Annotated in this window: 13 protein-coding genes; 1 reads left to right on the top strand and 12 read right to left on the bottom strand. The window is 35.3% G+C overall.

Annotated elements, in window-relative coordinates; translation table 11 throughout:
- Nucleotides 1-18: 18 nt before the first annotated feature.
- From OEW74_RS06360 to OEW74_RS06305, 12 genes are all read right to left on the bottom strand, one after another.
- Nucleotides 19-1,194, bottom strand: a complete 1,176-nt coding sequence (locus OEW74_RS06360; RefSeq protein ID WP_265427685.1) for a M28 family peptidase — start codon at nt 1,192-1,194, stop codon at nt 19-21.
- A gap of 98 nt (nt 1,195-1,292) precedes the next feature.
- On the bottom strand, nt 1,293-1,637 hold the full coding sequence (rplT, locus tag OEW74_RS06355; RefSeq protein WP_066678564.1) for a 50S ribosomal protein L20: 345 nt from the start codon (nt 1,635-1,637) through the stop codon (nt 1,293-1,295).
- Between the two features lie 117 nt (nt 1,638-1,754).
- Nucleotides 1,755-1,952 (bottom strand): 50S ribosomal protein L35, encoded by a 198-nt coding sequence (rpmI, locus tag OEW74_RS06350; RefSeq protein WP_066678566.1) that lies wholly within the window; start codon nt 1,950-1,952, stop codon nt 1,755-1,757.
- A gap of 363 nt (nt 1,953-2,315) precedes the next feature.
- Nucleotides 2,316-3,137 (bottom strand): alpha/beta fold hydrolase, encoded by an 822-nt coding sequence (locus tag OEW74_RS06345; protein ID WP_265427684.1) that lies wholly within the window; start codon nt 3,135-3,137, stop codon nt 2,316-2,318.
- A gap of 245 nt (nt 3,138-3,382) precedes the next feature.
- Nucleotides 3,383-3,883, bottom strand: a complete 501-nt coding sequence (infC, locus tag OEW74_RS06340) for a translation initiation factor IF-3 (protein WP_066678569.1) — start codon at nt 3,881-3,883, stop codon at nt 3,383-3,385.
- A 146-nt stretch (nt 3,884-4,029) separates the two neighbouring features.
- Nucleotides 4,030-5,967, bottom strand: a complete 1,938-nt coding sequence (gene thrS / locus OEW74_RS06335; protein ID WP_265427683.1) for a threonine--tRNA ligase — start codon at nt 5,965-5,967, stop codon at nt 4,030-4,032.
- A 547-nt stretch (nt 5,968-6,514) separates the two neighbouring features.
- On the bottom strand, nt 6,515-6,697 hold the full coding sequence (locus tag OEW74_RS06330; RefSeq protein ID WP_066678577.1) for a hypothetical protein: 183 nt from the start codon (nt 6,695-6,697) through the stop codon (nt 6,515-6,517).
- A 12-nt stretch (nt 6,698-6,709) separates the two neighbouring features.
- Nucleotides 6,710-7,315, bottom strand: coding sequence for a DUF4230 domain-containing protein (locus OEW74_RS06325; protein WP_265427682.1), 606 nt, complete (start codon nt 7,313-7,315; stop codon nt 6,710-6,712).
- Complete coding sequence (locus OEW74_RS06320; RefSeq protein WP_265427681.1) at nt 7,312-7,884, bottom strand: TlpA family protein disulfide reductase; 573 nt, start codon at nt 7,882-7,884, stop codon at nt 7,312-7,314. Before OEW74_RS06320 ends, OEW74_RS06325 begins: the two co-directional genes overlap by 4 nt.
- 1 nt (nt 7,885) lies before the next feature.
- Entirely contained in the window at nt 7,886-8,353 is a 468-nt protein-coding gene (locus tag OEW74_RS06315) for a nucleoside triphosphate pyrophosphohydrolase family protein (RefSeq protein ID WP_066678581.1), read from the bottom strand.
- Nucleotides 8,354-8,563: 210 nt separating this feature from the next.
- Entirely contained in the window at nt 8,564-11,494 is a 2,931-nt protein-coding gene (locus OEW74_RS06310; RefSeq protein ID WP_265427680.1) for a reprolysin-like metallopeptidase, read from the bottom strand.
- Nucleotides 11,495-11,715: 221 nt separating this feature from the next.
- Complete coding sequence (locus OEW74_RS06305; protein ID WP_265427679.1) at nt 11,716-12,855, bottom strand: acyl-CoA dehydrogenase family protein; 1,140 nt, start codon at nt 12,853-12,855, stop codon at nt 11,716-11,718.
- 192 nt (nt 12,856-13,047) lie between these two features.
- On the opposite strand from OEW74_RS06305, the gene OEW74_RS06300 reads away from it, so the two are divergent.
- Nucleotides 13,048-14,928 carry an endonuclease gene (locus tag OEW74_RS06300; RefSeq protein WP_265427678.1) on the top strand — a complete coding sequence of 627 codons (1,881 nt, stop codon included), beginning with the start codon at nt 13,048-13,050 and terminating at the stop codon, nt 14,926-14,928.
- The last annotated feature ends 17 nt before the right edge of the window (nt 14,929-14,945 follow it).

Genomic DNA, 14,945 nt, shown 5'->3' with positions numbered 1-14,945 from the left:
ATTCGTGGCTTATAAATTTTATTTTTCGATGATTACTTTTTTCGTAACTGTTTCACCATCGGATTTTACAGTGCATAGATAAACTCCGCTTGTTAGTTTTGAAACATGTATAGTCTTTTCATTTTCGTGAGCCGAAATTAATCTGCCGTTCATATCTTTTATTTCAAAACTGAAATTTTTAATTTCTTTCGGAATTTCAAGATTCAAAATATCTTTCGCCGGGTTTGGATAGATTTTAATAGATTCCAGTTTATTTTGAGAAGTCTCGTTAGTTCCTAAAACCGATGTTGCTACCGCAAAATGTTGTAAAGCGCCCACAGCAGCTTTTCCAACATTAAATACATAAACAGGATCTATATTTGCATAAGTGTCATTCACAGAATGCTCGTTCATACTTCTTTCCGTTTCATAAAACCCGGTAATAATATCACCTTTTGCTTCAAAAGGCATATAATCTGAAGCATAAGCATTCGACATATTTACCTGAAGAGGAGAGTAAAGTGTTGTACAAGTCGCCAATTGCTGAGTCATTGCAAGTGAAGGTGCATTATTAGCTGTTCCTCCGGCCGATGTTTGGTCACTTTCACAATTAATTGTATTATTTAAATTCCCAAGTTGACCACCAACCTGATCGATATTAAAAACAACTTTTAAATTTAATTGACGAACATTATTAGAAAAAACCACATTATTCACATAATGATTGCTTCCAACCAAGCCTTGCTCTTCACCCGAAAAATGAATAAATTTTACTGAATATTCTGTAGGAACATCTTTTAAAATCCTTGCAGCTTCCAATAGAATAGAAGTTCCACTTCCGTTATCACTTACTCCGGGACCCGTTACTGTGTCGTAATGTCCGCAGATAATGACATAAGTATTGGGATAAACCGTACCGGTTTTTGTAATAATTAAATTCTTAGAAGTTGTATTTCCATAAGTGAAAGAATCTTCCGTGATCTGACTTGCATCATAACCAAAAGACTGATATTTAGCTTTAAGCCAATTCAGTGTATTTGTATTTGCCGCAGAACCCGTTGTTTTTACACCATAACTCGCAAATTCCTGGAGCAGAGTATTGATATTGGTTTGAGTAACCTGATTGGCTCTCGTCTGATAAGCCGGAATAAGGACCTGTGCATTCAAATTGTATGATGCCAAAGAAAGAAGTAGAAGACCTGCTAGTTTTTTCACTTTAAATGGTAAGCTTTTTTATTAATACGCAAATGTAGATAATAAAAAAATCCCGAGCAAAAAACTCAGGATTTATATTGATAACAAAAAATTTTACATTATTTTACTTGATCTACAACTGCTTTGAAAGCTTCAGGGTGATTCATTGCTAAATCAGCTAAAACTTTTCTGTTAAGCTCAATGTTGTTCTTTTTAAGAGCTCCCATAAACTGAGAGTAAGACATTCCGTGCTCTCTAGCTCCTGCGTTGATACGCATGATCCAAAGTGATCTGAAGTTTCTCTTTTTCTCTTTTCTTCCACGGTAAGCATATTGCATTGCTTTTTGTACCGCGTTTTTAGCAACAGTCCAAACGTTCTTTCTTCTACCGAAAAAACCTTTAGCTTGTTTCATTAATTTTTTTCTGCGAGCTCTAGAAGCTACTGCATTTACTGATCTTGGCATAATTTAAATTGTTTTTTTGAAAAGGGCGGCAACACATGTTGCTCTTTGGTGCACCGTTTCAGGGTTAAAATGTTGAATTTGTTGAATTCTTATAAACCGAATAATGATTTATAAAAACTACTTAATTGCTAATTGACGTTGAACGCTTTTAGTATCCACTTTAGCTACATAAGAAGTAGTAGTAAGATTTCTCTTCTGCTTAGTTTCTTTTTTAGTTAAGATGTGGCTTTTGTAAGCGTTTTTTCTTTTGATTTTACCAGTTCCGGTAAGAGCAAAACGTTTCTTAGCACCTGATTTCGTTTTTAATTTTGGCATTGTTTGCTTTTTTATGTTTTTGTTATCAATATTTTAGCTGTCGGCTAAAAGCTTTTGGCTATTAGCTTTTTGGGCGTGTCCCTCACTCGTTCATTCCGCTTCGCTTCATTCACTCATTCGGGTCAGGCTATACATTGCAAGTCCTCGCTCATCCGCATATTCTGTCGCTTGCTGTGGGCTTTTCATTACTATCCCTCACGCAGATAATTGGTGTGCAAAATTACGAAAAATTTCTGAGATGAAAAAAGATTTTATAGAGAATAGGGAAGGCTTCTGTTTAAAATTCACATTTTAATTAATTTATAAAAAAATTAAAACCACGATTCGTTGAAAAATCGTGGCTCAAATATAGAATGTTTTAAATTAAGATCTGATAAATTCCAGTAGATCTTTATTAATCGTTTCTGCTTCTGTCGTCGGCATTCCGTGTGGGAAACCGGGATAAGAAATTAGTTTTCCGTTTTTCAATAAAGTAGCGGCAATTTTTCCCGTAGTTTCAAAAGGAACAATCTGATCATCTTCGCCGTGCATTACCAAAACCGGAACATCCACACTTTTTAAATCTTCAGTAAAATCGGTTTCAGAAAAAGCTTTTATACAGTCGAAATGTGCTTTAATCGAACCATTCATACCCTGTCTCCACCAGTTTCTCTGGATACCCTCAGAAACATTAACTCCCTCTCTGTTGTATCCGTAAAAAGGGAAAGTAAGATCAATATAAAATTGCTGTCTGTGTTTCGCTGTATTATTTCTGATATCATCAAAAACCGACATCGGTACACCATTAGGATTATTTTCGTTCTGCACCATAATCGGCGTAACAGCACTTACCAAAACGGCTTTTGCTACTCTGTCTTCACCATGTTTAGCAACATATCTTATCACTTCACCACCTCCGGTAGAATGTCCGATATGAACTACATCTTTTAAGTCTAAAGCTTTTACAATTTCGGCAACATCAGAAGCATAAGTATCCATATCATGTCCGTAAGGAGTCTGTTCAGATCTTCCGTGACCTCTTCTATCATGAGCGATTACTCTGTAACCTTGTTCAAGGAAGAAAAACATTTGCGCATCCCAATCATCGCTTGATAATGGCCATCCATGGTGAAAAAATAAAGGTTGACCTTTTCCCCAGTCTTTGTAAAAAATTTCGGTTCCGTCTTGTAATGTAAGTGTACTCATTGTTTAATTTTTTTTTGTTATTAATATTAAAGAGATAAGGGGCTATATTTTCTTATTTCTAAAGCAAAGATAGAACTAAAATTTCACCCTCTTCTTGATCTACCTCAAGATTCAAAAAAATTAATCAAAAAATAACAGAAACATTTTGAAACGAGTCGATTAAACTTTTCATTATCGAAAACAACAAAAACCTCAAATTACTTTGAGGTTATATAATCTTCATTCCAAAAAAGGAATTTACTGAATTATTTAGCTGGTTTCTTAGGACTCATCATCATAATCATTCTCTTACCTTCAAGTTTAGGTAACTGATCTACTTTACCAACGTGCTCAAGTTCCTGAGCCAGTTTTAAAAGTAAAATCTCACCTTGATCTTTAAAGATAATAGAACGTCCTTTGAAAAATACGTATGTTTTCAGTTTAGAACCTTCTTCCAAGAACTTTTCAGCATGTTTTTTCTTAAACTCATAATCATGTTCGTCAGTCTGAGGTCCGAAACGGATTTCTTTTACGACAACTTTGATCTGTTTTGCTTTAAGCTCTTTCTGCTTTTTCTTTTGCTCGTATAAAAACTTTTTATAGTCTAATATTCTCGCAATAAAAGGCTCAGCTTTATCTGAAATTACAACCAAATCAAGTTCCTGTTCTTTAGCAATTTGTCTTGCTTTATCGATAGGGAAAATTCCTGGCTCTACGTTATCGCCCACTAAACGAAGTTCTCTTACGCGAATCTTATCGTTTATCATGTGTAAATCCTCTTGTACAGGACGTCTTTGTGGGCCTCTGTTGTTAAATCGCTGTGCTATTGTATTAAATTTTATTGGTTAACTTTCTATTTTTAAATCATCATTACAAGCTTTTTACTTGCAATAACTTTTTACTTTTTTTTGATTTAAGCCTGATACTCAAATCCTGTTTTTGAAGCTTCTTTGAAGTAAGTTACAAAATCATTGATATTCATTACTCCAAGATCACCTTCGCCACGTCTTCTTACAGAAATTGTGCCATCTTTTTCTTCATTTTCTCCTACTACAAGCATGAATGGAATCTTCTTCAATTCGGCATCACGGATCTTTTTACCCGTTTTCTCATTTCTTTCGTCAATCAGACCGCTAATATCGTGATTTTCTAAAAGTTGTGAAACTTTTTTAGCATAATCTACATATTTTTCACTGATTGGTAATATCGTAAACTGATCCGGAGCCAACCATAATGGGAAATCTCCGGCAGTATTTTCTAATAAGATTGCAATGAAACGTTCCATAGAACCAAACGGCGCTCTGTGAATCATCACCGGTCTGTGCTTTTCGTTATCGCTTCCGATGTAAGTAAGGTCAAATCTTTCCGGTAAATTATAGTCTACCTGAATGGTTCCCAACTGCCATTTTCTACCTAAAGCATCTTTCACCATGAAGTCTAACTTAGGACCGTAGAATGCAGCTTCACCATATTCTGTAACGGTATTCAAGCCTTTTTCTTTGGCAGCAGTTACGATTGCGTTTTCTGCTTTTTCCCAGTTTTCGTCAGTTCCGATATACTTTTCTTTATTCTCTGGATCTCTTAAAGAAATCTGAGCTGTAAAGTCAGCAAAACCTAATGAACCAAAAACATAAAGAACCAAATCAATCGTTTTCTTAAACTCGTCCATCAACTGATCCGGAGTACAGAACAAGTGAGCATCATCCTGAGTAAACCCACGAACTCTTGTTAAGCCGTGAAGCTCACCACTTTGCTCGTATCTGTAAACAGTACCGAATTCTGCATATCTTTTTGGTAAATCTCTGTAGCTCCATTGTGAAGTTTTGTAAATCTCACAGTGATGCGGACAGTTCATTGGCTTCAGCATAAATTCTTCTCCTTCATTCGGAGTTTTGATTGGCTGAAAGCTGTCTGCTCCATATTTATCCCAGTGTCCTGAAGTTACATATAATTCTTTAGCTCCGATGTGAGGAGACATTACAAATTCGTAACCGCCTTTTTTCTGAGCTTCAGAAAGGAAATTTTCTAATTTTTTTCTCAAAGCAGTACCTTTTGGCAACCAAAGTGGTAAACCAGCACCTACTTTTTCTGAGAAAGCAAAAATCCCTAATTCTTTACCTAATTTTCTGTGATCTCTTCTTTTTGCCTCTTCTAATAACTCAAGATATTCAGTCAGTTCTTTCTGTTTTGGGAAAGAGATACCGTAAACTCTTGTTAACTGAGGATTTTTCTCATTTCCTCTCCAATACGCTCCTGCAGCATTTAAGATTTTCATGGCTTTCACAATTCCTGTATTTGGAATGTGACCACCACGACAAAGATCTGTGAAGTTATCGTGTGTTACAAAAGTGATTTCTCCGTCATTAAGATTAGAGATCAATTCTACTTTGTAAGGATTGTCTGCATACGTTTTTAAAGCTTCTTCTTTAGAAACCGGATATAATGAGAACGTTGATCCTTTTTTAGCATTTTCTAAAACTTTCTTTTCAATTTTGTCGAAATCTTTTTCAGATAAAGTTTCGTCACCGAAATCTACATCATAATAGAAACCGCTTTCGATAGCTGGACCAATCGTTAACTTAGCATTAGGATAAAACTCAAGGATAGCCTGCGCCAAAAGGTGAGCAGAAGAGTGCCAAAAGGCTTTCTTACCAAGATCGTCATTCCATGTCAAAAGCTGTACCGTAGAATCTGTGGTTATAGGCGTGGTAATTTCGACTTGTGTGCCGTTTACAACTGCGGAAATGGTGTTTCTAGCCAATCCCTCGCTTATAGATTTTGCCACATCCAAAGGAGTAGTTGCTCCTTCAAATTCTCTGACGCTATTGTCTGGAAGTGTAATTTTTATCATTGTTTACTAAGAAATTTTAAGTTGCAAAAATACGCTTTTTTTACGTCTTTAAGAAATCGTAGCACGATAATTCACAAAAAATACAATTTATTTTACATTTTTACTTTAACTCGGGGTTGTTTCTAAACGCAAAGCCTCGCAAAGATTCTTTTTTGCCTTTATTTGTGCATATTTTTTAAGTTCACAAAGACGTTCTACTTAGCAAAGAATACAAGGAATAATTCTTTTATTTTTTTTTAATAACTTGAGTAAGATAAGATTTCTAAATCCAAAGTCAAACAAAGGGATTCAATAATATAATCTTTAATATTTAAAGATAAAAAGGCGTTACACCTAACAATGAATTACCATTTTTTGATGGCTTCCAAAAATTCAAATTCACATCATCTTTAATTTGGTAAATTTTGAAAATCTGTAGAAAGTTGCAGCCCGACCTGAGCGGAGCTCATTTTTTGCGTGCTGAAAAAATTCTATTTAAGACTAAAATGTGTGCAAAAAATAGCGGGAGTGGAGGGCGGAAATTGCTGCCATAAAAAATACCAAGCTTTCACTTGGTATTATCTGTTTTTCCGGATTTGTTTTTAGAAGACTTTTGAACGTCTTCCTTATCAACATCGGGTGGATTTTGTTTCTCTGAAGATGCCGGGATATCGCGGAAGTCTTCATTTTGCTTTTTTGTTTCTGCGGAATTGGCAGATTCTTTCTTTTTGTTATCGTCTTTTGAATCCATACTTTTGAATTTTTAGAGTCCAAGAACGCCGATTTTACCGGTCTGATCTTCTATCTTATAATTCAAAGCCTTTGCCAAAACGAAAATATTATTGAGATTTTCCATCAATTGCTGATGACCTTCACTTCTTAATTTGTTCTGATCAACTGATTTTATAGCCGTTTGCTTAGCCTTATTCTGAACGTTTTTAATATCTTTTTCAGAAATCCTGTTGATAAAAGAATCGTCAACCGACTGAATTTCCACACTTGGCGTAATTCTGATATCAGCATTCGGAAGTTCCTTAATAATCAGTTTTTTGTTAATAGAATCAACTTCTATTTTCATTTTATTCAGATCATAAGAAACCTGCGCATTGGTTTTTGTATAAGTAATAATGCTATTACTCGTCATTTCTTTTCCAAGAAATTCGTAACCAAATTTGGTTTTCTGCATCGCAGAAAAATCCTGCTCCAAGACCACCATTTTATTCATTTTTGAAATCTGATTCGTCAGAATATAATAATCAGACTTTTCAGTTTTTTCGCTCATTTTAAAACAAGATCTAAAACTGAAAAACAGAATCAGCATCAAAAGAATTCCCGCAACAAACGGAATAATAAATTTTAAATTTTTCAATTTTCTTTTTTAAATATTTCTTTCAATACCGACCCGTCATCTTTTTTTAAGATTTCTACAAGGTCTCTTTCTACGTACCCTGTAGTCGGCATTTCTATCATTCTTCCAATTTCCTTGCCATATTTTTCGACAATAATCGTAGGAACCTTTGAAACATTATATTTTACTTCATCACCTGTAGGAGATTCTTTTTTACGGTTAACCGCAATAATCGTCAATCTACTGTCCGGATATTTTACTTCTTCCAGAATTTTCATCAGCCTAGGAAAATCTCTGTGACTGTCTTCACACCAAGTTCCTATAAAAACAATCAGATTATAAGAATTAATATTATTTTTTCTTAGTTCTCCAACCGCTTTTTTATCTATAGCGTATTCATTAAATTCTTTTGTGTACCATTCTGAATAAGGCTCTTTCGAAAACTGCTCTTTAAGCTGGTTTCCTAAAAGCATTTTCCCGTCATTGGTAGTTTCTACTTCTCTGTTTACCACAACTTTCTGAGCACTAAACTGCTGCACAGCGAAAGTAAGAACCGAAAGAGTAAAAATATTGGTGATGATCCTTTTCATATTAATTTTCAATAATTGTTTTTAAATCAGCAGGGGAGTAGTATTTATTTTTTAATACTTTATGGTCTGCTTTTCTGTAAACATTGAATTTTTCTCCTGATTTCTCATAGAAAGATTCAACTTCTTTTTCTTTATAAAACTCTACCGTTTCGTTTGCCTGCTCTTCGTTATCACAAGCTTTAGACATGTTAGAACGCTGTACTTCGTTAAATAGTTCTACAAATTTATTACCCAATCCGAATTCTAAAACTGCACCGCTCAAAACATACTGCAAATCACACAATGCGTCAGCAATTTCTACAATATTATTATCTGCAATAGCCTGCTTCAATTCATTTAATTCTTCCTGTAAAAGCTCAACTCTCAAATCACATCTTTCCTGAGAAGGAATTTGTGGAGTATCTAAAATAGGTGCTTTAAAAGTGGTGTGGAATTCTGCTACTTGGTTCAGGCTGTCAATTTTATCCATGAAATTTTATTATTTAAGGCAAATATAAAAATTAGGAACGAGAAAATATGATTGATCGAGGTTTAAATTAATACACTCTGTAAAGTTATGAAATACAAGATTCGATTTATACGAGTTTTAAATCTCGGAACCCGAAACCCAAAATCTCAAATAAAAAAAGACTGCCCGTTTCCGAACAGCCTTTTTACTCAAGGTTAATTGAGAGGGTAATTAGTTTTTAATAAATCGCTTAGAAACTTCGCCCACCTGAATTACATAAGCTCCTTTCACAAGATTGCTTACATTCACTGAGCCTTCTTTGAGTTTTCCTGAATTGATTAGTTTTCCACCCATATCGAAGATTTTATAATCTTCACTAGTCGTATTTGAAACATTTAAAATATCTCTTGCAGGATTAGGATACAATTTAATATCAGTCATTAAATCTTTTGTATCAAAATCATCACCTCTTCCTGATGATACAATATTTAAAGTATAATCTTCAACCTGCCCGTAAGTGTAAGAACCACATGAAGACGATGGAACAGAGCTGTATTGCATCATTACTCTCATTCTTGTATTACCAAGAGTTGCAGTTGACGGAATTGTGATCGAGCCTGTTACCGGACTTGTTTGAGAGCCTGTTTTCGTCCAAACCAATTCTCCGCTATCTGTAAAGTCTCCATCTTTATTGTAATCGATGTAAACTGCATAAGCTTCATTGTACTTAGTTGAAGTCCAAACCGGAGTTACAGAAATCGTATAAGCCGTACCTCTTGTTACGTTTGTAGAAACTGAAGTAAAGTTTTCGTAACCTGCAGTTCCTGTAGAAGTATTATTAATCGTTCCAAACTTCACATTTCCGATTCTTTCATCCGCAGTATTAGTTGCGGTTGCAGAACAATAAGTGACTGTGCTTCCTGCAAGAGTCGTTACAGAAACCATATTGCTTGAAACTGAATTATTTCCTGCTGCATCTTTTGCTTTAACCGTAAAACTATACGTTGTAGAAGGCGTTAAGCTTGTTACTACATAAGAAGTAGAAGTTGTAGAACCAACCAATGAAGCACCTTGATAAACGTCATAACCTGTCACCGCTACATTATCTGTCGCGCCAGACCAAGAAAGATTTGTGCTTGTAGAAGTTGTACCCGAAGCCGCCAAAGTTGGAGCTGTTGGTGGAGTAGTATCAGAAGTTCCTGAACCTGCATTTACCGTAATGTTTGCATTGTTTACATCAAAGAAAATATGATTAGAACCTTTTACCATAATTCTTCCTGTCGTTGTAGAAGCATTTGGAATCATCACCGCCTGAGAACCATCGTTTGGAGTTCCTGAAAGTAGAGTCGTCCATGTATTTCCGCTGTCTGTAGACCAAAGAATATCTACGTTTGCAGCATTTACACCGTTTGCAGTAGTTCCTGCAACATTCCAGGTTATCGTTTGAGAAGTTCCTCCAGAATAAGTTGTTGCTGTATTTTGAGAACTCACACTGAATGGTCCTGCAGTTCCATTTACCGTAATTACAGCATCATCCGAGTTATTTCCCGAACCTCCTGCTCTGTTATCACGAACTGTAAATCTGAAATTATAAGTTCTTGCTACGTTGGATAAAGCTTCTACTGTAATTTCTGAACCAGCCGTTGTTGTCGCGCCCGTTAAAACAGAAGCCATTCTTGGGAAATATCTTGTAGGAGTTGTTTGTGGCGTCCATGATCTGAAAGTAGGCCCCGTTGCTTTTGTAGCACTTGCAGCTGAACTTGCTCCTGTTTGAGAAGAAGACGCATTATTCATCTGTTCCCAAATGTAAGTTAGCGAATCTCCATTAGCATCAGTTCCTGTTCCGGTTAACATAAACGGCGTTCCTTTTGGAATGGTATAATCTGAGCCCGCATTTGCTGTAGGAATAGAATTCCCTGTATTTGTGCTTGTAGGACAAGTTTTAGCTTTAATATTATCTGTAATCTGCTGAATACTCACCGCATGAAAGAAAGAATCTGAATGCGCCTGAATATCCTGACTTGTAATTCCTGCATATCCCATAATTGTTGATCCCGAACCTGGTTCCATATTCACACCAGTTCCCTCGTTGCTCATTGAGAACGTATGATTCCCACCAAATTGATGACCCAATTCGTGAGCTACGTAATCAATATCGAAATTATCTCCTGAAGGAATTGCATCTGCCGGAGACGTATAACCACTTCCTTTCGATCCGTTTACACAAACACAACCGATGCAACCTGCGTTTCCGCCGCCTCCGGAAGCTCCGAATAAATGTCCAACATCATAATTAGCCTCGCCAATAACGGAAGTTAAAGTCGATTGAAGCTGAGAATTCCAGCTGCTCATTCCTGAAGCTGCAGAATAAGGGTCTGAGGAAGCACTGGTGTAAATTACTGCATCATTATTGGCAATTAAAACCATTCTTGCAGAAAAATCTTTTTCAAAAACTCCGTTTACACGAGTCATTGTATTGTTCATTGCAGCCAAAGCATTAGCTTTTGTGCCTCCAAAATACGCCGTGTATTCTCCTGTACAAGATAAAGCCAACCTAAACGTTCTTAATTTCGCATCATCTGCATTTGGTCTCGCTGCAAGATTATCAATGCCTGAAACTCCTTTCTGAGCCACATCAATTACCGTACATTCAAATTTATTAAGATCATCTTTTTTGTCCGATTTTCTATAAACGACATACGTTGAAAGATCTTTAGTATAAGGCTCAATGAAAACCGCAGACTTATCACCATAAATTTCCATTGATGATAATCCTAATGGAGAAATACTGAAATACACAGTAGAGTTTGAATCTCCCAGACCTTCACCAACGTAAGATTTGATATCCGGATATTTCGCAGCCAGTTGAGGATCGAAGTTGGAATTTTCTTTTACTTTAAAATGTTCCAATTTTCCATCAGAATTTGGGAAAGAGATGATAATTTCTGATTTTTCTCCAACAGCTAGTCTTTTTGGAGCTTTTGCTAAAGCATTTTTCAATCCGTTAATATCTAAACTATAGATTTTCGGATTGTTGATTGTTGATTTGTTTTCAAAAATTTCTGAAGTTGTTTTTGTAGAACTTTCAGACCAAAGACGGTCTGTCTGAGCGAATGAAATACCTGAAACCAGCATTCCAATCACCAATAGTTGTTTTTTCATATAGTATCTATTTTGATTTTGGAATACCAAAGCTAATAAAAATTACATTATTAAAAACAAAATTATTTAAGAAATTTTTAGATAATTAACATAATAAATTATGCATTACATTAAATAAAATATACAACATCTCGAAAATCACTTTATAAAACGACAAAAGCACACGTAATCTACGCATGCTTTTGTTTTATTTTGATTTTAAGGTAAATTAAACCAAAAAATTATTTTGTAATATCTCTACCGATAACCAGTCTTTGAATTTCAGAAGTTCCTTCACCAATAGTACAAAGTTTAGAATCTCTGTAGTATTTTTCAGCAGGGAAATCTTTTGTATAACCGTAACCTCCAAAAATCTGAACTGCATTGTTAGAAATTCTTACACAAGCTTCAGATGCATACAATTTTGCCATTGCCCCTTCTCTTGTCATTTTCTGTTTAGCATTTTTCAGCGTAGAAGCTCTCTGGATCAATAATTCTGCTGCATCAATTTCTGTTGCCATATCTGCCAACATAAAGTTGATCGCCTGGAATTCTGAAATCGATTTCCCGAATTGTTTTCTTTCTTTAGCATATTTTAAAGCCGCTTTGTAAGCTCCTCTTGCAGTTCCTAAACTTAATGCAGCAATAGAAATTCTACCTCCGTCAAGAATTTTCATCGCCTGTTTGAAACCTTCACCAACTTCACCTAAACGATTTGCATCCGAAACACGAACGTTATCAAAAATAAGTTCTGCAGTTTCTGAAGCTCTCATTCCAAGCTTGTTTTCTTTTTTACCGGAAGTAAAACCAGCCATTCCTTTTTCTAAAACGAAAGCTGTAGAATTATTTTTAGCTCCAACTTCTCCGGTTCTAGTCATTACTACAGCAATATCACCAGAAATTGCATGAGTGATAAAGTTTTTTGCTCCGTTGATTACCCACTCGTCACCATCTTTTACAGCCGTAGTAGACATTCCACCAGAATCAGATCCTGTATTGTGCTCTGTCAATCCCCAAGCTCCGATTACTTTTCCGGTAGCCAACTGTGGAAGCCACTTATTTCTCTGCTCTTCATTTCCGAATTCATAGATATGATTGGTACACAATGAATTGTGCGCAGCAACCGATAATCCGATTGAAGGATCAACCTGAGAAATCTCATCAAGAATAGCAACATACTCATGATAGCCAAGACCAGAACCACCGTATTCTTCAGGAATTACAATTCCCATAAAACCCATATCTCCTAACTGATGAAATAGCTCTTTAGGAAAAGTCTGACTTTCGTCCCATTCCATAATATTTGGTCTGATATTCTTTTCAGCAAATTCCTTTGCTGTTTCGGCGATCATTTTGATGTTGTTAATCGTTTCTGTGTTCATATTACTTGTATAGTTATGTCCCAAAGATACTTAAATTGCCGAAATACGAAAATAATTTATTCTGAAGTTGAGTTATCACAAATAAGTAATTAGCTTTCAATAAATTAAATTTAAATTATTAATAATATATTAATCAGATTAATTAGTATCAAGTATGTTTATTTCATACATTAGCCGTCCAATTTTTTACACATGAAAAAACTTCTACTTCCTATACTTTTAATATCTGCTTACGTTTCAGCGCAAATTCCGGCAGGATATTATGACGGAACGACAGGATTGACGGGTTATGCATTAAAATCAAAACTGCATGATATTATTTCTTCAAAGAATATCAATTGGCATTATGGTGATTTAACGAATTATTACAATCAGACCGATTTAGATAAATATTACGATTACGGACCGAGCAACACTACAATTTTATTGGATATGTATTCTGAAATCCCTACCGGACCCGATGCTTATGAATACACAACTGCCAATATTATCGGAAGTGCAAACGCAGAAGGATTAGGATGGAATAGGGAACACATGATGCCTCAAAGTACGTTTTATAGTAATTACCCGATGTATTCTGACTTGTTTTATGTTGTTCCTACTGATGCAAGAATTAATCAGTTAAGAAGTAATTACCCTTACGGAATTGCCGGAACTACAAATTATTACACGTTTACAAATTCTTCAAAAATTAGTAACAATGCAATTCCGAATTATGTTTATACCGGCCGTGTTTATGAGCCTATTGATGAGTTTAAGGGTGATGTAGCGAGAAGTTTATTATATTTTGCTGTAAGATATGAAGGAAAGTTGGGAACTTTTAATTTTAACAATAATGTAAATCCTGCATCCGATACCAACCCTTTAGACGGAACAGAGGAAAGAGCTTTTGAGCCGGCTTATATTGCAATGCTTATTCAATGGCACAACCAAGATCCTGTTTCTCAAAAGGAAATCGACAGAAATAATGCGGTTTATAATCTGCAGAAAAACAGAAATCCATTTATCGATAATCCATCTTGGGTCAATGCAGTTTGGGGACAAACTCCGGATACTGTTGCACCTTCAACTCCTGCAAATTTAACAGTAACTCAAAATAGTGCTTATTTCACAACATTAAGCTGGGCGCCAAGTACAAGCACAGATGTTATTGGCTACAAAATTTATCAAAATGGAACTTTAATAGGTGCTACAAAAGGAAATTCTTTCACTGCAGATCACTTAACTCCTTCTACAACTTATACTTATACCGTTAAAGCTTACGACAACGGGTATTTACTTTCCGGTGACAGTAATACAGCTTCCGCAACCACTTTAGCAACGGATATTTATGCAAAAGATTTAATCGTTACAAAATATTTAGAAGGATCGGCAAATAATAAAGCAATAGAAATCACCAATAAAACGGGACATTCTGTTAATTTAAGCGATTACAGATTATCAATTCAGTTTCCTAGCGGAACCAATTATTATTTTCCGGCTCCTTTTGAACTGGAGGGAACTGTACAGAATAATGAAACTTTTGTGGTTCTAAATCCTGAGGCTAATTTCTCTTGTTTTACCATTAATCAGGCGAAATTTGTAACCGCAGCTCCGCAAATGACCTTTTCAGGAAGTCAATATTTAGAACTGAGATACAAATCTACAACCGTTGATGCAATTGGAGTTTCTTCGCAAAACAATTCTTCAGTTTTAGGAAATGTTTCTTTATATAGAAAAGCGACTATTAATCAACCAGTGACAACTTTTGATATTTCAGAATGGGATTCTTACGCAAGCAATTACTGTCAGAATTTAGGAACGCTATCTACTTCTGAAACAGAATTATTGGCTGGAAAAGAGTTTAAAATCTATCCAAATCCGGTTCATGAAAACATTTTTGTAAGCGGAAAAACGGAAAACATTCAGACTGCTCAAATTGTAGATTATTCGGGACAATTGATTTACACAGAGAAAAATCCTTTTAAAAACAAGAAAAATATTTCTGTGCAGAATTTAAAAACTGGTTCTTATCTATTGAAACTTGATGACAAAGCTTATCAGTTTATTAAGAGCCTGTTTAAAAAAGAATAATAAAAAAGAGTAAGGGC

Origin of the sequence: Chryseobacterium sp. YIM B08800, from assembly GCF_026163565.1 — a bacterium.
Taxonomy (GTDB): domain Bacteria; phylum Bacteroidota; class Bacteroidia; order Flavobacteriales; family Weeksellaceae; genus Chryseobacterium.
Note: the sequence above shows the minus strand (reverse complement) of the source record. Positions and strands in the feature narration are given on the sequence as shown.